At 65.0% G+C, this 19109-nt stretch carries 18 protein-coding genes; 16 read left to right on the top strand and 2 right to left on the bottom strand.

The window, feature by feature from the left end; genetic code table 11:
* Positions 1-1224: a citrate synthase family protein gene (locus tag ACQR0W_RS07795; RefSeq protein ID WP_316170982.1), complete on the top strand. Its 1224-nt coding sequence runs from the start codon at positions 1-3 to the stop codon at positions 1222-1224.
* Positions 1225-1238: 14 nt separating this feature from the next.
* On the opposite strand, the gene ACQR0W_RS07790 is transcribed toward ACQR0W_RS07795, so the two are convergent.
* A complete protein-coding gene (locus ACQR0W_RS07790) occupies positions 1239-1895 on the bottom strand; it encodes a DedA family protein (RefSeq protein ID WP_315752305.1) in 657 nt (218 codons plus the stop codon).
* 295 nt (positions 1896-2190) lie between these two features.
* Here ACQR0W_RS07790 and cobS point away from each other — a divergent pair, with 295 nt between their 5' ends.
* The 12 genes from cobS (at position 2191) to ACQR0W_RS07730 (ending at position 17284) form a co-directional block, all read left to right on the top strand.
* On the top strand, positions 2191-3189 hold the full coding sequence (gene cobS, locus ACQR0W_RS07785; protein ID WP_315715231.1) for a cobaltochelatase subunit CobS: 999 nt from the start codon (positions 2191-2193) through the stop codon (positions 3187-3189).
* A 144-nt stretch (positions 3190-3333) separates the two neighbouring features.
* Complete coding sequence (gene cobT / locus ACQR0W_RS07780) at positions 3334-5235, top strand: cobaltochelatase subunit CobT (RefSeq protein WP_316170981.1); 1902 nt, start codon at positions 3334-3336, stop codon at positions 5233-5235.
* A 66-nt stretch (positions 5236-5301) separates the two neighbouring features.
* Positions 5302-6378 carry an esterase-like activity of phytase family protein gene (locus ACQR0W_RS07775; protein WP_316170980.1) on the top strand — a complete coding sequence of 359 codons (1077 nt, stop codon included), beginning with the start codon at positions 5302-5304 and terminating at the stop codon, positions 6376-6378.
* A 103-nt stretch (positions 6379-6481) separates the two neighbouring features.
* The gene (locus tag ACQR0W_RS07770; protein ID WP_316170979.1) at positions 6482-7594 is read left to right on the top strand and encodes an NADH:flavin oxidoreductase/NADH oxidase; all 1113 of its coding nucleotides are present in this window, start codon (positions 6482-6484) and stop codon (positions 7592-7594) included.
* Positions 7595-7685: 91 nt separating this feature from the next.
* A complete protein-coding gene (locus ACQR0W_RS07765; protein WP_316170978.1) occupies positions 7686-9578 on the top strand; it encodes an RDD family protein in 1893 nt (630 codons plus the stop codon).
* A 181-nt stretch (positions 9579-9759) separates the two neighbouring features.
* Positions 9760-10860 carry an LLM class flavin-dependent oxidoreductase gene (locus tag ACQR0W_RS07760; protein WP_315715235.1) on the top strand — a complete coding sequence of 367 codons (1101 nt, stop codon included), beginning with the start codon at positions 9760-9762 and terminating at the stop codon, positions 10858-10860.
* A 183-nt stretch (positions 10861-11043) separates the two neighbouring features.
* Entirely contained in the window at positions 11044-11466 is a 423-nt protein-coding gene (locus ACQR0W_RS07755) for a hypothetical protein (RefSeq protein ID WP_315715425.1), read from the top strand.
* 322 nt (positions 11467-11788) lie between these two features.
* Entirely contained in the window at positions 11789-13336 is a 1548-nt protein-coding gene (locus tag ACQR0W_RS07750; RefSeq protein ID WP_434840663.1) for an ABC transporter substrate-binding protein, read from the top strand.
* A 78-nt stretch (positions 13337-13414) separates the two neighbouring features.
* On the top strand, positions 13415-14386 hold the full coding sequence (locus tag ACQR0W_RS07745) for an ABC transporter permease (RefSeq protein ID WP_316186614.1): 972 nt from the start codon (positions 13415-13417) through the stop codon (positions 14384-14386).
* Positions 14383-15222, top strand: a complete 840-nt coding sequence (locus ACQR0W_RS07740; RefSeq protein ID WP_316170976.1) for an ABC transporter permease — start codon at positions 14383-14385, stop codon at positions 15220-15222. Before ACQR0W_RS07745 ends, ACQR0W_RS07740 begins: the two co-directional genes overlap by 4 nt.
* Before the next feature lie 3 nt (positions 15223-15225).
* The gene (locus ACQR0W_RS07735; protein WP_315825514.1) at positions 15226-16836 is read left to right on the top strand and encodes an ABC transporter ATP-binding protein; all 1611 of its coding nucleotides are present in this window, start codon (positions 15226-15228) and stop codon (positions 16834-16836) included.
* A 259-nt stretch (positions 16837-17095) separates the two neighbouring features.
* Positions 17096-17284, top strand: coding sequence for a hypothetical protein (locus ACQR0W_RS07730; protein WP_315715240.1), 189 nt, complete (start codon positions 17096-17098; stop codon positions 17282-17284).
* A gap of 47 nt (positions 17285-17331) precedes the next feature.
* Here ACQR0W_RS07730 and rpsU read toward each other — a convergent pair whose 3' ends face one another.
* Positions 17332-17655 (bottom strand): 30S ribosomal protein S21, encoded by a 324-nt coding sequence (gene rpsU / locus ACQR0W_RS07725; RefSeq protein WP_315715241.1) that lies wholly within the window; start codon positions 17653-17655, stop codon positions 17332-17334.
* A gap of 458 nt (positions 17656-18113) precedes the next feature.
* Here rpsU and ACQR0W_RS07720 point away from each other — a divergent pair, with 458 nt between their 5' ends.
* The 3 genes from ACQR0W_RS07720 to ACQR0W_RS07710 all read left to right on the top strand — a co-directional run bounded on the left by ACQR0W_RS07720 (position 18114) and on the right by ACQR0W_RS07710 (position 19100).
* Positions 18114-18320, top strand: a complete 207-nt coding sequence (locus tag ACQR0W_RS07720; protein ID WP_315715242.1) for a cold-shock protein — start codon at positions 18114-18116, stop codon at positions 18318-18320.
* Between the two features lie 136 nt (positions 18321-18456).
* Positions 18457-18693: a transcriptional regulator gene (locus ACQR0W_RS07715; RefSeq protein WP_315715243.1), complete on the top strand. Its 237-nt coding sequence runs from the start codon at positions 18457-18459 to the stop codon at positions 18691-18693.
* A 158-nt stretch (positions 18694-18851) separates the two neighbouring features.
* The gene (locus ACQR0W_RS07710) at positions 18852-19100 is read left to right on the top strand and encodes a hypothetical protein (protein WP_315715244.1); all 249 of its coding nucleotides are present in this window, start codon (positions 18852-18854) and stop codon (positions 19098-19100) included.
* Positions 19101-19109 lie beyond the last annotated feature (9 nt).

The following is a 19109-nucleotide window of genomic DNA, read 5'->3' as shown; positions in this document are numbered from 1 at the left end:
ATGAAAAAAGACAGTGGACTTTACCTATCTGCCCGTGAAGCTTCGGCGGAACTCGCGATCTCGCCGGCCACCCTCTACGCCTATGTCAGCCGCGGACTGGTCCGCTCCGAGCCGTCTCCGAATTCGCGCAGCAACCGCTATCGCGCCGAGGACATCCGAGCCCTGAAGGAAAGGCGCGCACCGGCCCCCGAGCCGCGCGCCTTCCGCAGCTTCGATGCGGACCTCCCCGTGTTCGATTCCGCCGTGTCGACGATCACCGAAGCCGGTCCGATCTATCGCGGCGTCAATTGCGTCGACCTGGCCGTGCGCGGCACGCTGGAGCATGCTGCGACGCTGCTGTGGGACGTGACCGCGCTCGATCCGTTTGCGCCGGGCAATCTTCCGGCCGTGTCGGAGGAGATGGGTTTCATCGCCGATGCTGCGCGGCGCGCGGCGCCGATCGACCGCGCCATCGCGGTGCTGGCGCTGGCGACACATGCCGATCCCGCGGCTTTCAACCGCGCGCCCGACGGTCGGGCGCTGGTCGGCGCGCGCATCGTTCGGCTTGTGGTCGCAACCATGTTGAACCAGCCAGCGTCAGCCGACCCGCTCCATGTTCAGGTCGCGCGGAGTTGGGCGCCCGGACATGAACATGCGCCGGACCTGATCCGCCGAACCCTGGTGCTGCTGGCCGATCATGAGCTGAACGCGTCGACCTTCACCGTCCGCTGTGCGGCGTCGACGGGCCTCAGCCTCTACGATGCCGTCATCGCGGGTCTGGCGGCGCTCAAGGGACCGCAGCACGGCGGCGCCGGCGTGCTGGCGTCGCAACTGGTGAAGGCACTCATCGATCGCGATGTCGCGCCGCTGATCCGCGAGCGGGTGGCGCTCGGCGAGCGTTTCGCCGGTTTCGGCCACGGCGTTTACAAGCACGGCGACCCTCGCGCCATCTCGCTGCTGGAGGCGCTGACGCGCGCCGGTGCGCCGCGCAAATTCACCCGCGAGGTGCCCGAGCGGATCGCGGAAGCGACCGGCGAATTCGTGAACATCGATTACGCGCTGGCCGTGCTGGTTCACAGCCTGCGGCTGCCCCCGGGAAGCGAGCTGGCGCTGTTCGCGATGGCGCGCTGCGTCGGCTGGATCGCCCATGCCTGCGAGCAGCTGCAGTTCGGCCGCCTGATCCGGCCGCGCGCCCGCTACACCGGACCCATCCCGGGGCGCGGCGCTACCCTGGAGACGCTCTAGCGACCGCCGTCCGCCTATTCCGCCGTGCCGGCCGCCAGCTGCGTTTCGCGTCGCTTCCGCACGAGCCACAGCACGAGCCAGACCACGATCGTGCCCGCGACAGTCGCGATGATCCAGGTGGACTTGGCGATATGGCTATGATGCGGAATGCCGCCATAACGGTGCAACAGCTGCACGGCGAATACTCCGGGCAGGACATGGGCGCAGGCCCACAGCACGATGGCAGGGATGTTCACGGCGTAGAAGCGGGGCGGAGGGATGTCGAGCGCGCCGGCCGTGATCGGTACGACGGCGCGGATCGGCGCGATAAAGCGGGCGAAGAAGATCGCCAGGGTGCCGAAACGGTGGAACAGGGCCTCGCTCTGCGCCACCAGGCGCGGATAGTTCGAGAACGGCCAGCTCGTCAAGATCTCGCGCTGCCTGCGATGGCCGACCCAGAACGCCCCGCCGTCCCCCAGCACCGCGCCCAGGATCGCCGCCGCCAGCACCCATTGCAGGGTCAGCTCGCCGCCCGGAATCAATGCGCTCAGCGCCAGGATGATGGTCGTGCCTGGAACCACCGAGCCCACGATCGGGATCGCCTCCAGCAGGGCGGCCAGAAACAGGGTGAGATAAGCCAGTCCCGCATGCGCTGAGACGAAGGCAATGAGGGGATCGAGCAGATGGGCCACGCGGTTCCTGTTGGTACAGAGGGTGGGCGGGGAGATCCTCGATAAGTAGGAACCCCGGCTCCGGGTGCCACGTCGAGATCCTGGGAAGAGCCGGCGGGCGAAAAGGTGGCACGATTCGCAGGGCAGCCTTTCGAAAACGGCCACTCATGCCTATCTCGATGATATAACGACGGAACTTTGATCAAGGCTTAGGCTTCTGCCCGCGCGTGCTCTCTGCTAGGCTGGCGTCGAAGCCCTTCAACCGCAGCCAAACATGAAATCTGGTTTCGGGAATGCCCGGGACCTCGGAGGATGAATGACGACCGCCGCTACGACCAATGCGCAGGAGATGACCGGTGTGCCCGACATGAAGGTGTCGGTGCGGCAGGTGTTCGGGATCGACAGCGACCTTGAGGTGCCGGCCTTTTCCGCAAGCGACCCGCATGTTCCCGAAGTCGACGCCGACTACCGCTTCGACCGCGCCACCACCCTTGCGATCCTGGCTGGCTTCGCCAAGAACCGCCGCGTGATGGTGACTGGTTACCACGGGACGGGCAAGTCGACCCATATCGAGCAGGTCGCGGCGCGACTCAATTGGCCCTGCGTGCGCGTCAACCTCGACAGCCATATCAGCCGCATCGACCTCGTCGGCAAGGACGCGATCGTGGTGAAGGACGGCAAGCAGGTCACCGAATTTCGCGACGGCATCCTGCCCTGGGCGCTGCAGCACAACGTCGCACTGGTGTTCGACGAATATGATGCCGGCCGCCCCGACGTGATGTTCGTGATCCAGCGCGTGCTCGAAGTGTCGGGCCGCCTGACCCTGCTCGACCAGAACAAGGTCATCAAGCCGCACCCGGCGTTCCGTCTGTTCGCGACCGCCAACACCATCGGGCTCGGCGACACTTCGGGCCTCTATCACGGCACCCAGCAGATCAACCAGGGCCAGATGGACCGCTGGTCGATCGTCACAACGCTCAACTACCTCGCCCATGACGAGGAGGTCGAGATCGTGCTGGCCAAGGCCAAGCACTACCAGAACCCGCAGGGCCGCGACACCGTCAACAAGATGGTGCGGCTCGCCGACCTCACGCGCAACGCCTTCGCCAATGGCGATCTGTCGACGGTGATGAGCCCGCGCACGGTGATCACCTGGGCCGAGAACGCCGAGATTTTCAGTGACATCGGCTTCGCCTTCCGTGTGACGTTCCTCAACAAGTGCGACGAGCTCGAGCGTCCGCTGGTCGCGGAATTCTATCAGCGCTGCTTCAATGCGGAGCTGCCGGAATCCTCCATCAACGTGGCGCTGAGCTGACACACCGGCGTCGTTCTGGCCTCGGGCCGGGACCCATACGCCGCGGCCTCTCTCGTCGGGTGATGCGGGAGAGCGAGTGCGAACAAACGAACGCCGGTGGTTATCGGGCTTGGCGTTCGCCGGGACGATAGCCGCAGGAATCAGATGACCACACCGAGCAACAAGCCCCGTCCTGGCGTCAAGGAAGCACCGACCGAACCTTTCAAGAGGTCGGTCACGGGGTGCCTGCGCGCGATCGCCAGGGCACCTGAGCTCGAAGTCTCCTTCGCGGCCGAGCGTCCCGGCCTCGCGCCGGGCAAGGCGCGGCTGCCGGAGCCGGCGCGCAAGATGACCAAGCGCGACGCCGCCGTCGTGCGCGGCCATGCCGACTCGATCGCGCTGAAGCTCGCCTGCCATGATCCGAAGATCCATCGCAAGCTGATCCCGGGCAATCCGCAGGCGCGTGGCGTGTTCGAGGCGGTCGAGCAGGCGCGTGTCGAGGCGATCGGTGCAAAACGCATGGCCGGCGTCGCCAAGAATCTCACGGCGATGCTCGACGACCATTTCCATCGCGGCAAGTATGACGAGATCACCGACCGCGCCGACGCACCGCTGTCGGATGCGCTGGCGATGCTGGTGCGCGAGCGGCTGACCGGCATGGCGCCGCCGAACGCGGCGCGCAAGGTGGTCGATCTCTGGCGTCCGTTCCTGGAGGACAGGATCGGCCAGCGCCTCGATGAACTCGGCCGTTTCACCGAGGACCAGGCCAAGTTCGGCGACCTGGTTCACGATCTGCTCTCGGCGCTGGATCTCGGCGACGAGCGCAACGCGGATTCGGAAGAGGACGAGGACAACGACGAAAATCGCGATGGCGACAATGAGCAGTCCGGCGCCGAGGGCTCGCCGGATTCCGACGCTGCCCAGGAGATGAGCGCCGACCAGGCGCAGACGACGTCGGACGAGATGTCGGAGAGCGCGATGGAGGCGGCCCAGGCCTCGGCGTCTGACACGCTCGACGACGGCGAACTCGGCGACGACGAGACGCCGGGCGAGGCGACGCGTCCGAACCGCGGCGGCGCCAACGAGCCGCGCGGCCCCGAATATCACGCCTTCGCGCCGAAATTCGACGAGGTCATTGCCGCGGAAGACCTGTGCGACCATGACGAGCTGGAGCGGTTGCGCTCCTATCTCGACAAGCAGCTCGCGCATCTGCAGGGCATCGTGGCGCGGCTCGCCAACCGGCTGCAGCGCCGGCTGATGGCGCAGCAGAACCGCGCCTGGGAGTTCGATCTCGAGGAGGGCATCCTCGATCCGGCGCGGCTGTCGCGCGTCGTCATCGACCCCTATCAGCCGTTGTCATTCATGCGCGAGAAGGAAGCGACCTTCCGCGACACCGTGGTGACGCTGCTGCTCGACAATTCCGGCTCGATGCGTGGGCGGCCGATCACGGTGGCCGCGACCTGCGCCGACATTCTCGCGCGCACGCTGGAGCGCTGCGGCGTCAAGGTCGAGATCCTCGGATTCACGACGCGGGCATGGAAGGGCGGACAGTCGCGCGAGGCGTGGCTTGCCGCCGGCAAGCCGGCCAATCCCGGCCGCCTCAACGACCTCCGCCACATCATCTACAAATCGGCCGATGCGCCGTGGCGGCGGGCGCGCAAGAATCTCGGTCTGATGATGCGCGAGGGGTTGCTGAAAGAGAACATCGACGGCGAGGCGCTCGACTGGGCGCACAAGCGCCTGCTCGGGCGTGCCGAGCAGCGCAAGATCCTGATGATGATCTCGGACGGTGCGCCGGTCGATGACTCCACGCTGTCGGTCAATCCCGGTAACTATCTCGAGCGGCATCTGCGCCACATCATCGAGGAGATCGAGACCCGCTCGCCGGTCGAGCTGATCGCGATCGGCATCGGCCACGACGTCACGCGTTACTACCGTCGCGCGGTGACCATCGTCGATGCCGAGGAGCTCGGTGGCGCCATCACCGAGAAGCTCGCCGAATTGTTCACCGAGACCCACGCGGCGCCGCAGCCTGCGCCGGGGCAAAAGCGCAGGCTGCATTCGTAAGCGGCCGTCGGCCGGCTGCGTGCCTCCTCCGGCTCGGAGGAGGTGGGGGAGGGGGCTCCGCTAACGATGTCGCTGCAGGCGATTGCCGACCGCAGGCGCTTTCTCGCGCTGACCATCGGCGGAGTGTCGGCATTCGCATGGTCCAAGACGGCTTTTGCGCAGCTTGCGCCGGCGCCGGTTCGCAGACGCGTCACCATCGACGAGCACTCCGTCACATCGGCGGTCAAGATCGAGGTCAACGCGCGACCGCTGCCCTCGTTCGACCTCCGCGATCGGACGCATCTGCGCTTCGGGATGCTGCAATATCGCAGCGGCGTGGCGCTGACCTCGTCCTTTCCCGGCTTCGGCGGCCTGTCCGGCATCCGGCTCGATGCCAAGGGTGAACGCTTCCTCGCGGTCAGCGACAAGGGCGGCTGGTTCACTGGCCGCATTGCCTATTCCGGCCGCGAGATCGCGGGGCTCGCCGATGTCGAAGCGGCGCCGCTGCTTGGTCTGGACGGACGTCCCATCACCGATCGCGGTTGGTATGATTCCGAGTCGCTCGCGCGCGATGGAGACATCGTCTATGTCGGCCTCGAACGCGTCAACCAGCTCTTGCGCTACGACTTCGCCAAGGGTGGAACCGGCGCGCGCGGCGAGATCGTGCCGCTGCCGCCAGCCGCCAAGCGGCTGCCCCACAACAAGGGACTGGAGGCGTTGGTGGTCGTGCCGAAGGGCCTGCCGCTCGCCGGCACCCTGATCGCGCTCTCCGAGCGCGGTCTGGACCCGAACGGCAATCTGCTGGCCTTCCTGATCGGCGGACCGGCCGCGGGACAGTTCAGCATCGTTCGCAGCAACGACTTCGACGTCAGCGATGCCGTGCTGCTGCCGTCGGGCGATCTTCTGGTACTCGAACGCAAGTTCTCGCTGTTCAACGGGGTCGGCATTCGAATCCGCCGGCTGACGCTGGCGCAGATTGCGCCGGGCGCGCTGGTCGATGGTCCGGCGATCTTCTCCGCCGATCTCGGCCAGGAGATCGACAATCTCGAGGGCATCGATGCGCATGTGACGCCGGAGGGCGAGACCGTGCTGACGCTGGTGTCCGACGACAACTTCTCGATGATCCAGCGCACGCTCCTGCTGCAGTTCACGCTGATGGAGTGAGCTGCGACGCCGCTGCGGCGGCTCGCGTTGACCGCGGCTCGTCCATGATCGACACTCGCGGCCATCAGATCATCGCGTCAACCGTCACAACCTGGAACTCAGCATGAGCGCCCTGTTCACTCCGATCAAGCTGCGCAGTCTCGAACTCGCCAACCGCATCATGGTGTCGCCGATGTGCCAGTACTCGGCCGAGAATGGCGCGGCCAATGACTGGCACTTCACCCACATCAACACGCTGGCGCTGTCGGGCGCGGCGATGTTCTGCATCGAGGCGACGCATGTCGAGCCGATCGGGCGCATCACTCCCGGCTGTCTCGGGTTGTGGGACGACGTGACGGAAGCTGCGCTGAAGCCGATCCTGGCCTCGGTTCGCAAACATGCGAAGGCTGCGGTTGCGATGCAGCTCGCCCATGCCGGCCGCAAGGGCTCCAGCCACAAGCCGTGGGATGGCGGACAGCAGATTCCGCTCGCGGACGGCGGATGGCAGACGGTCGCGCCGTCGGCCCTGCCGCACAAGGAGGGCGAGCTCGCGCCGGAGGCGCTCGATCTCGCGGGCCTGGCCCGCATCCGCGATGCGTTCGTTTCCGCATCGCAACGGGCGGCGCGCCTCGGCATCGACGCGATCGAGCTCCACGGCGCGCATGGCTATCTGTTGCATCAGTTTCTGTCGCCGATCGCCAACCAGCGCACCGACAGCTACGGCGGGTCTCTGGAGAATCGCATGCGCTTTCCGCTCGAAGTCTACGATGCGGTGCGCGCCGTCTTCCCTGCGGACAAGCCGGTCGGCATGCGTGTCTCGGCCACCGACTGGGTCGACGGCGGCTGGGATCTCGAGCAGACCATCATATTTGCGCAAGCGCTGAAGCACCGCGGCGCCGATTGGATCGACGTCTCCTCGGGCGGCGTGTCGCCGTTGCAGAAGATCACGCTCGGACCCGGCTATCAGGTGCCGTTCGCCGCGGCCGTGAAACAGGCGACGGGGCTTCCCACCATTGCGGTCGGTCTCATCACGCAGGCGCAGCAGGCCGAGGAGATCGTGGCCTCGGGCAAGGCCGACATGGTCGCGCTGGCCCGCGGCATGCTCTATGACCCGCGCTGGGGCTGGCACGCGGCAGCAGAGCTCGGCGGACAAGTCGCCGCACCTCCGCAATATTGGCGCTCGCAGCCGTCGACGCAGAAGGAGCTGTTCGGCAAGACGACGTTCGGCGCACGCTGACCGCTCGCTTCCGGGTGTGATCGCTTGCCCCGGCAATCAATTCCAGGTAGCGTGCGAAGGTGGTGCCGCGTGTGGCGGGTCATGGCAAGCGATGTTCGCCGAGCGGTTAGCGACAGACCAGGATCTCAGTAGCACCTCCAAGCGCGCCGGAGTCTGGCGCCGGCTTGGCGCGTTGCTGATCGACATGGTGGCCATCGCGGCCATTCTGCAGGTCTGCGCGTTGGTCCTTTTTCCGCTGAGCCACGGCCGCGTTCAGTTTGCCGACGGCATCTATGCCATCAGCTGCAGGAAGCTTGACGCGATCCCGTCCGGGGTCGCCGTGCCCGCCGATCTCAAGCCCAACCGGATCGTCGATTGCACAAACAGCGTGTTCGGCCTGCCCTCTGCCCGCATGGTGCGGGTCGCGCAGGTCACGCGGGACGGTCCGTTCACCAAGGAAGTCCACGTCGACAGCATGCTCGATGCGGAGGGCACTCCGGTCAAGGGACTCTCGCTCGGGATTTTCCTGCTGCCGCTGTTGCTGGTTCTGCGCGCCATATTCGACACGGCCGCCGGCACGCCCGGCCGAAGGATTTGTCGTATTCGTCTGGCGAGCGCCGATTGCAGTGCAGTGACGAATGCCGCGGCCGGGCGGCGTTACGGCCTGCTGCTCTTGGTCGTGAGTCCAGCGCTGATCTGGTCGGTCGTGGTATCATTCCTGGACATCGCCGCGTTGCCGGCATCCTTGCTCATTGGCGTGACGCTCGCATCGTATTGTCCGCTGCTGATCGTCGGCCTCGCTGCATGGCGGCAAGTCTACATGCGAAGGGACAGCTGGTACGACCAGTTCGCAACCACTGCCGTCTATTGCGTTGATCGCGGGTGGGCAAGTGCCGAGCCGTCAACTCCGCTCTCGCCCGCGCCGTTGAGCCCGCAGCGGAGCTACCTTGCCCGGCACTGGCGCGGTGAGCTGTCCTTGCCCGTGTCGTACTGGGTCAACGGAGCACTGCTCGGGGTGATTGCGACGCTCGCGATCGAAGTCGTGACCGCGCTGGTCGCGCAGCAGGGATTCGATGCGCAGCCGCTGCCGGCGCTCGTCCTGATGTGCGTGATATGGCTCTGCATCTTGTTGTTCACGCTTTGGCAGACCGTTGGCATCTGGCGCTCGTCGACGCGCTATAGCGGTGGCGACAACGGCGCGTGGGGCGGCCTGGCGAAGATCATGGTCGCGCTCGGCGTCGGAATCTCGGTTTGGCATTTCTTCACGCAAGGCCTGCCGCGGATCGCAGGCATTGCCGAAATCGTCGCCGGCGACAGCTCTCTGGGACCGCACCAATTCAAGGTCCTCGCCTCTGGCGAAATGCTGGAATTCACCGGTGGCATCAAGTACGGCACGGCCAAGGAGCTCGAAGGTTTCCTGAACGCGATGTCGGAGGTCAAGACGGTGCGGCTCGATTCGGCCGGCGGCCGCATCCGCGAGGCGCAACGGATGTCCGACCTGATCAAGGCGCGCGGATTGTCGACCCTGGTCGAGAAGCAATGCCTGTCGGCCTGCACCATTGTCTTCTTGGGCGGCAAGGACCGCATCGTCGTGTCAGATGCACGGCTCGGTTTCCATCAGCCCTCCTATCGCGGAATCACCGCTGCCGAGCGCAGCCGGACCATAGCGATCGAGGAGGAGCGGCTGCAGAACCTGGGGCTGTCCCGCGCCTTTGCCGAACGCGCCAATATGGCGGAGCCGAGCTCGATGTGGTTTCCTGACCATGCCGAACTGCTCAGGGAGCATGTCGCGACCCGCCTCGTGCCTGCGACCGCAACTGCCGCGGCTGCGTCGGCAACGAAGGTTCGAACCATCGCGGTGGATGGCGCCGCCCCGAACAGCGAGCAGTCGGCCGCACCTGCCCCGCCGCGGCCCACGGTTTACCTGCCGCCGGACCTCGTGCAGCGACTCCAGTCGGAGAAACCTCCCGGTCGCTTTCCATCACCCATGACGGGCCTCAAATAGCCGCGAGCTGCGCTGACGTGTGCTCGCCCCTCAAACAGTCGGTGATTGTCGGCGTCTCATGACGTGCTAGACTTCGCAGACCACGTGCGGCGATGCCGACTCGTCTGGTCGTGTTTCGTCTCGCGTGACGATGAGCGCATCACGAAGATGCGCCGCAATACAAACGCGAGAGGAAAGCGCCATGGAAATCGGATATTTCACGATGCCCTCGCATCCGCCGGAGTGCGGATTGAAGGAAGGGCAGGAATGGGATCTGCAGGTCCTGCGGTGGCTCGACGAGCTCGGCTATCAGGAAGCCTGGATCGGCGAGCATCACACCGCGCCCTGGGAGCCCCACCCGGCACCCGATCTCATTCTGGCGCAGGCCTTCCGTGAAACCAAGAACATCCGGCTCGGGCCCGGCGGTTTCCTGCTGCCCTATCATCACCCGGCCGAGCTCGCCAATCGCGTCGCGATGCTCGATCACCTCTCCGACGGCCGGCTCAATTTCGGCATTGCCGCATCCGGCCTGCCGAGCGACTGGGCGATGTTCAACGTCGACGGCATGAGCGGCCAGAACCGCGAGATGACGCGCGAGGCGCTGGAGATCATCCTGAAGATGTGGTCCGAGGACGCGCCATGGACGTACAAGGGCAAGTACTGGACGGTGACCAAGCCCGACGTGATGTTCGACTTCCTCAAGCCGCACATCAAGCCGGTGCAGGCGCCGCATCCGCCGATCGGCGTCGCCGGCCTGTCGAAGAACTCCGATACGCTGAAGCTCGCCGGTGAGCGTGGCTTCATCCCGATGAGCCTCAACCTCAACCCCGCCTATGTGTCGTCGCACTGGGACTCCGTCGAGGCCGGCGCCGCGAAGTCCGGTCGCAAGCCCAGCCGCAGCGATTGGCGGCTGGTGCGCGAGGTGTTCGTCGCCGATACGGACGAGGAAGCCTGGCGTTTGTCCTCCGGCGACATGATGGGACGGATGATGGGCGAGTACTTCCTGCCCCTGCTCGGTCATTTCGGCTTCAAGGACTATCTGAAGCACTCACCCGACGTGCCCGATTCCGACGTGACGGTGGACTATTGCGCCAGGCGCAACTGGATCGTCGGCTCGCCGGCGACGGTGACCGAGAAGATCGAGAAGATCTGGCATGAGGTCGGCGGCTTCGGCACGCTGTGCGTGTTCGGCTTCGACTACAAGCACAGGCCGGAAGCCTGGCACAACTCGCTGCGCCTGTTGAAGCAGGAGGTGATGCCGAGATTGAGCCACCTCAATGCCGGCCTCACCAAGGCCGCCTAGTCTCTCTTGGCGCCAGCATTCACTCTCCCTTTCGGGCAATGCTGGCGTCAAAAGAAATGTAGCTAAAATTTTCGCGCGAGTGCAGCTTCAGATTTGACGTTTGGGTGACGGTCTTGCCGTTAGGACGGATCCAGGCGTCGAATCCGCCGCATGCGTGGCGGGTCTGACATTTGGGGGCAGGTCATGCGGTTTCGCGTCAGGAAGTTTGCCCATATCCTCGAACGCTCGGGTCTGGCTCTGGCGGGCGCCGCCTGCGGCGTCTTCGTCGGAGCCCATGTCGGCTCCAGCGTTCCGTTGCTGACCACACAGGGCTTCCTGATCGTGATGATGCTGTCTGGGGCACTGGGCTTCTATCTCGGCATCGACACGCCGCAACTGCCTTTTCATCCTCATGAGGAGAACTCGCCGGAGGCGAAGATCGATACGGCCGAATTTCTGAGCGCCTTCGGGACCTTCCTCGCAACCCTCACGGCGTTCTTCGCCGTTGCCATCATCATCCTGCGCGAAGATCCGCACATCGTCTGGACGTCGCTGATCATGGTCGGCTGGATCATCGGCGTGATCATGCAGATCGTTTCCGGCGCGATCGCCCGTCTGCGGCGCTGATTTTCCCTGTTCAATTCTTGGGCTAACGCTGTCGCGAGTTTCATCTTGCGGCGGCGATTATGATCGTGTGAGCCTTTGCATCAGGGGCTCGACCTGTGATGCCGCGTCGTTCGTGGGCGCATTGCGCGACCGACACAGGTCCTGGCGACGTTTCCAAAGCGTTGCCCGCAGTCGTATTGGAGCCGTTCTACAGCGCTGCGCGCGGACGATCCAACAGTCCATGCGCCCAGAGCAGGCATCACATCAGAAGCTGCATGGCGATATCGCGCACCTTGGCGCGCTTGATGCATCGCGGCCGGCAATGACATTTGGGAAGTTCATCATGTTGAAACGGGTGCTGCTGGGTGTGGTCATTGGCTGCGGACTGTCCGCGGTGCAAGCGGAGGAGCCGAAGATCGGCGGCGTGGTCAACGCGGTGATCCAGCCCGAGCCGCCCGGCCTGATGCTGGCGATGGTCCAGAACGGCCCGACGCAGATGGTGTCCGGCAACATCTTCGAAGGCCTGCTGCGCTACAGTCCCAAGCTGGAGCCGCTGCCCGGCCTCGCCGAGAGCTGGACCATCAGCCCGGATGCCAAGGTCTACACCTTCAAGCTCAAGAAGGGCGTGACCTGGCACGACGGCAAGCCGTTCACGTCGGCCGACGTGCTGTTCTCGATCGACATGCTGAAGCAAACGCATGCGCGCGCTCGCAACAACCTCGCGATTGTCGAGAAGGTCGAGGCGCCGGATGATCTCACGGTGGTGTTCACGCTGAAGGAGCCGTTCGGTCCCTTCATCGGCATCTTCGAGGTCGGCTCGATGCCGATGGTGCCGAAGCACCTGTATGAAGGCACCGACTACAAGACCAATCCGAACAACAACGCGCCTGTTGGCACCGGCCCCTTCATGTTCAAGGAATGGCAGAAGGGATCCTTCATCCGGATGGTGAAAAATCCGAACTACCACGAGAAGGGCAAGCCCTATCTCGACGAGGTCTACTGGCAGATCATTCCCGACGCCGCCGCGCGCGCGGTTGCCTTCGAGACCGGCAAGGTCGACGTGCTGCCGGGCGGCTCGATCGAGAATTTCGACGTGCCGCGCGTCTCCAAGCTGTCGGGCGCCTGCGTCACCGGGGCCGGCTGGGAGTTCTTCTCGCCGCTGTCGTGGATGTGGCTCAACAACCGCCACCCGATCCTGGCCAACAAGAAGGTGCGCCAGGCCATCATGTATGCCATCGATCGCGACTTCGCCAAGGACGTGATCTGGAACGGCCTCGGCAAGGTCGCAACCGGACCTTCGGCATCGACCATCAAGTTCTATTCCGACGACGTGCCGAGATATCCGTACGACCCGGCCAAGGCCAAGGCGCTGCTCAAGGAGGCCGGCTACAAGGGCGAGAAGATTCGCATGCTGCCGCTCGCCTATGGCGAGACCTGGCAGCGCTGGGGCGAGGCGGTGAAGCAGAACCTTCAGGACGTCGGCATGAACATCGAGACGATCGCGACCGACGTGCCCGGCGGCAACCAGAAGATCATGGAGTGGGACTACGACATCGCCTTCACCTATCTGTATCAGTACGGCGATCCCGCGCTCGGCGTGTCCCGCAACTACATCACCTCGGCGATCGCCAAGGGCCAGCTCTTCAACAATGTCGAGGGCTATTCGAACCCGGAGGTCGACAAGCTGTTCGCGGAGGGCGCCACGGCGCCGACCGACGCCAAACGCAAGGAGGCCTATGACAAGGTGCAGAAGATCCTGGCTGAGGACGTGCCGGTGGCCTGGCTGCTCGAGCTCCAGTTCCCGACCATCACCAAGTGCAAGGTGAAGAACCTGATCACCACCGGCATCGGCGTCAACGACGGCTTCCGAGACGCTTGGCTCGACAAATAGTGGTGCACTCCGGGGCGCGGCCATGACCCCCGCTCCGGTGTTTCGCTGTCCCGCCGAGCTGACCTTCACGGACCTTTCATGCTCTCCTTCATCGCCCAGCGCGTCGTGAAAGGCGTCATCGTCCTTCTCGCCATCATCGTGCTGAATTTCTTCCTGATCCGGCTGGCGCCGGGCGATCCGGCCGTGGTCATGGCCGGCGAGGCCGGTGCCTCGGACCAGATCTTCGTGACGCAGTTGCGCGAAAAATTCGGCCTCGACCGTCCGCTGCCGGAGCAGCTCCTCATCTACGTCAAGGGTATCGCCAGCCTGGATCTCGGCTTCTCGTTCCGTCAGCAGGCGCCGGTCGCCAGGCTGATCGCCGAACGATTGCAGGCGACCCTGCTGCTGACGCTCACGGCGTTCGCGATCTCGCTCGGTCTCGGCATCCTGTTCGGCGCGCTCGCCGCGCGCTTCGCCGGCACGATCCTCGATACTGCAATTACCGTGCTCGCGTTGATCTTCTACGCGACGCCGCTGTTCTGGATCGCGCTGATCGCGATCCTGCTGTTCTCGGTCTGGGTCGATTGGTTGCCGAGCTTCGGCTATGAAACGGTCGGTGCCGGCTATACGGGAGTCCGCCACGCGCTCGACGTCGCCGCCCATCTCGCGATGCCGGCCGTGACGCTCGGCCTGTTCTTCATGGCGACCTACACCCGCATGACCCGCGCTTCGATGCTCGAGGTCAAGCGGCTCGACTTCGTCAAGACCGCGCGCGCCAAGGGCCTGCGTGACGGCGTCATCCTGCGCCGCCACGTGCTGCGCAACGCGCTGCTGCCGGTGGTGACCCTCGCCGGCGTCCACGCCGGAACGCTGGTCGGCGGCGCGGTATTGACCGAGACCGTGTTCGCCTGGCCCGGCATCGGCCGGCTGATGTACGACGCGCTGATCCAGCGCGACTACAATCTCCTGCTCGGTGTGTTCGTGGTCTCCTCGGCGATGGTGCTGATCTTCAACCTCGTCACCGACCTCGTCTATCGCCTGGTCGATCCGCGCATCGAGTACGCGTCATGAGGCAGTTCTGGCGAACCATGCTGCGCAGCCCGAGCGGCATCATCGGGCTGATCATTCTCGCTCTGGCGATCGTCGTCGCGGTGGCCGGCCCGTTCTACTTTCCCAACTCGCCGTGGCGCATGGCGCAGCGGCCGTTCGTTCCGCCGTTCACGCTGTCGAAGGTCCCGCTCGGCACCGATGCGCTCGGCCGCGACGTGCTCGCCGGCCTGATCTTCGGCGCGCGCGTCTCGCTGCTGGTCGGCCTCGTCTCGACATTGGTGGCGTTGATCGTCGGCGTGCCGCTCGGCGCCATCGCCGGCTATTTCGGCGGCCGGGTCGATGACGCGCTGATGCGCTTCACCGAGTTCTTCCAGACCATCCCGAGCTTTGCGCTCGCGATCGTGCTGGTCGCGATCCTGCAGCCGTCGATCTATTCGATCGTCGCCGCGATCGGCTTCGTCAGCTGGCCGCCGGTGGCGCGCCTCGTCCGGGGCGAGGTGCTGAGCCTGCGAACCCGCGAATATGTCCAGGCTGCGGTCGTCACCGGCCAGAGCAATGCCTGGATCATCTGGCGCGAGATCCTGCCCAACGCGCTGTCGCCTGTCATCGTGCTGGCCTCGCTGATGGTCGCGACCGCGATCCTGCTGGAATCCTCTCTGTCATTCCTCGGCCTCGGCGATCCCAACCTGATCTCCTGGGGCTACATGGTCGGCGCCGGCCGCACCGTCATTCGTCAGGCGTGGTGGATCACCGTGTTTCCCGGCGTCGCGATCCTGTTGTCGGTGCTTGGCCTCAATTTGATCGGCGAGGGCCTGAACGATGCGCTCAACCCGCGCCTGTCGCGCGAGGGCAGGTGAGCCGTGGCTGATCCCGTCGTTGCCATCCGCAACCTCCGTATCGCTTTGCCGCCGGGCGCCGAGCGCGCCCACGCCGTCGACGGCGTCTCCTTCGATCTTACCGCGGGCAGGATCGTCTGCGTGGTCGGCGAATCCGGCTCGGGCAAGTCGATGTGCGCGCATGCGCTGCTCGGGCTGCTGCCCGATACGGTGAAAGTGGAGAGCGGCGAGATGCGCTTCGAGGGGCGCGACCTGCTTGCCGTCGATGAGGACGGCTGGCGCGATCTGCGCGGCCGCCGCATCGCGATGGTGTTCCAGGAGCCGATGACCGCGCTCAATCCCTTGATGCGGATCGGCGAGCAACTGATGGAGGTGTTCGAGGCGCATGATCTGCTGAACCCCCGCGAGCGCCGCGCCAAGGCGCTGGCGCTGGTGCGCGAGGTCGGCCTGCCCGATCCCGAACGGATCATCCGCGCCTATCCTCATCAGCTCTCCGGCGGCCAGCGCCAGCGTGCGATGATCGCGATGGCGCTGGCGCTCGAGCCTGCGGTGCTCGTCGCGGACGAGCCAACCACCGCGCTCGACGTGACGACGCAGGCGCAGATCCTCAAGCTGATCCGCAACCTGCAGGCCAGCCACAACATGGCGGTGATGTTCATCACCCATGATTTCGGCGTCGTCGCCGACATCGCCGACCAGGTCGTCGTTCTGCGCCATGGCAAGGTGGTGGAGGAGGGTACGGCCGCCGCCGTGCTCGGCCAGCCGCAGCACGACTACACCAAGGCGCTGCTCGCCGCCGTGCCGTCGTTCGACCCGCCGCCGCGGCAGTCACGCGAGGCTGCGCCTCGGGCGGTGGAGGTGATCGGCCTCGACAAGACCTATGTGACGCCGACCGGCTGGTTCCGCCCGAAGCGCGAGACGCGCGCCGCGCATGCGGTCAATTTCGCGATCCACCAGGGCGAGACGCTCGGACTCGTCGGCGAGTCCGGCTCGGGGAAGTCATCCGTTGCGCGTCTGGTGATGCGGCTGATCGAGGCCGATCGCGGCACGGTGCGGATCGGCGATGTCGATCTCACGGCGCTGGAGGGTCGCGCCTTGCGCGCGCAGCGTCACCGCATCCAGATGATTTTCCAGGATCCGTTCGCCTCGCTCAACCCGCGCCGCAAGGTCGGCCGCATCATTGCCGACGGCATGGTCGCGCGCGGCACGCCGCTCGACGCGGCGCTGAAGCGCGCCCAGGATCTGCTCGGCATGGTCGGGCTCGACGCCGGCGCCATCGGCCGCTATCCGCACGAATTCTCCGGCGGCCAGCGTCAGCGCATCGGCATTGCGCGCGCGCTCGCGCTGGATCCGGAGATCATCGTCGCGGACGAAGCAGTGTCGGCGCTCGATGTGTCAGTCCAGGCGCAGGTGTTGCGGCTCCTGGAAGATTTGAAGGCGCGCCTTGGTCTGTCGATGCTGTTCATCACGCATGACCTGCGGGTGGCCGCGCAGATCTGCGATCGGATCGCCGTCATGCAAAAGGGCGAGATCGTCGAGCTGAAGCCGACCGCGGCGCTGTTCGCCAATCCCGAACACGCCTATACGCGCGAGCTGCTCGCTGCCGTTCCCGGCCGCAAGCACGGTACGGCGTGATTTGCGTAAGCCGGCCGCCGGTCGGAACCATGGAGCATCGTGCCGGGTCGGGTTCAAATGCTTGCAACATCTTCGGCGTATTTGGATTATAATAAGACTGGACCCCGATGGGGCCGCAGGGTGGTCGCCCGAGCTGGTACGCGCCAAGACAGCGGGCTCGTGCTCCCTCTACCCGCGGCCTTCATTGAACCGTGCCGTGCTGCGCCAGTCTCGACAGGATGTCGCAGCGGCGTTCACCATCCCAACGAGGACTCTCATCATGTCGGAGCGCAAGCCAACGGCCGCCGTGCGCGAGGCTCAAAAAGCCTTCAAGCCGGCCGAGCCGACGAGAAGCGATTATGAAAAGGCGCAGAGCGCCTTCGATCAGAACCGCGAGCGACTGAAGGCCGAGCGATTGGCGCGTGAAGCGGCTGACGGCGCCGGCAAACAGCCGAAGAAGCTGGCGTGAACCGCCAGCCTCTTCCCGTCGATTTCGGCGGGCATGCCGTCGCTTGCTCAGCTGCGCGGGGGCGTAGCGGTAAGCTGGTCCCGCGGCCGTTCACGATCGGTGTGCGTCGAGGTCGTTGAGGGGAGCGCGCCCGGCCGCGCTGCGGGTACCTTCTTGACCGGCGCCGGCAGCAACCCTTCGCGGATGGCCTGCTTGCGCGCGACTTTGCGATGGCGCCTGATCGCATCGGATTTCTCGCGCGTCTTGCGCTCCGATGGCTTCTCATAGGATCTGCGGCGCTTCATCTCGCGGAATACGCCTTCGCGCTGCATCTTCCGCTTCAGGATGCGCAACGCCTTCTCGACGTCGTTGTCACGAACAAGAACCTGCAAAAGTGTCCTCCTTGTCTTCATCTCTATCGATGAAATTCGGTTGGCAAAGCCGAGCGGCGCTGCGGCGGGGCGAACGGCGCGCTCAGCAGAGCGGCGTCAATGAAACGTGTTGCTCACAATGTTATGAGTCACGATACGTGCGAGACACGGTGATCCCCTTCGTCGGAAGGCGGGAGCACGAGTGTCTCTCAGCCATCGATGGCCATGCCGTTACCGATGGTGCTGTGAAGATAGGGGCAATCTGCTGATATTGCCAGCGCGAGCCGACTCAACGGTTCCGGCCCTCGGCAAACTATATTTGCCGCGCGGCCTTGTAATCCCCGAGAAAATCTCTACCTTGAGGTAGTTCGATTAGCCGCTGTGCCTTTCTGAATGTGCCTGTGGGCTATTTCCAAAAGTCATCGCTCAGTTGAATGAGATCGCGTGATGGTCGCGCGGTGAATGATTTGGAGATAGACATGCAGGGTACGGTCAAGTGGTTCAATGGCCAGAAGGGCTTTGGTTTCATTCAGCCGCAGGATGGCGGGAACGACGTGTTCGTTCACATCAGCGCTGTTGAACGCGCTGGTCTCGCCGGTCTGGCTGAAGGCCAGAAAGTCAGTTTTGAGGTCAAGACGGACAAGATGCGCGGTAAAACCAGCGCAGAAAATCTCGCGCTGGTCTGATCGCACTGATCTGACGTCTCTGACGTCTTGGGCCATTTCACGGATGTACTGAAATGGCCGGTTTGCCCGCTCGATCCTGTATTGAGCGGGCTTTCTGCGTCTCGACGGTAACCCGCGTTTCCGGAAGGATCAGTCGATGGCCACCAAGAAGATGTCAGAACGCTCCCCCGAAAGCATTGCGCGGTCGGAGCGCCAGCGCGTCGCCGCCGAGGACGGGGCGAAGGCGCGCGCCGAATGGGATCAGCGCGCGACGGCGGTCCGCAAGAACATGGAGCGGCTGCGCGTGTTGCGGCTCGCCAAGGAAGCGGAAGCTGCGCAAGCGGGTTCTGACGCGGCGCCTGCGCCGAAGCGGCGGAAGAAGGTCGCTCGCTAGGGCGGTTTCGTCTCGCCTTCCGACGTCGGCTGCCCGGTGGAACTATCGGAACTTCGGATCCGTTGCCGGTGCTCGAACAGACGGGCGATCCATGCCTGATCATTACGTCTCAACCGCGTCCCGCGTACAGACCCGACCTTCGTACCGAGGAGGCTGACGTGGCCAAGTCGACAGCTACAGACGTTCGCATCGCCAAGGACGAGACGCAGCGTGGAGGCCAGACGATCGCATTCGCGCTCGCAATCGGCGCCACGCGGCAGGTCTGTCATCTCGAGACCTGCTTTTGCACCCGCAACCAGGCGTTCGCCTATCTGCAGCGAAACCGCACGGCGTTCGAGCAGATGGCGCGCGAGCAGTTCGCCCGTGGCGAGGTGACCGACGGCGTCATCCATCTGCGCATGATCTGAGGCGATCCG

Origin of the sequence: Bradyrhizobium sp. HKCCYLRH1034, assembly GCF_051168375.1 — a bacterium.
GTDB lineage: Bacteria > Pseudomonadota > Alphaproteobacteria > Rhizobiales > Xanthobacteraceae > Bradyrhizobium.
This window is presented reverse-complemented; position numbering and strand designations above follow the sequence as displayed.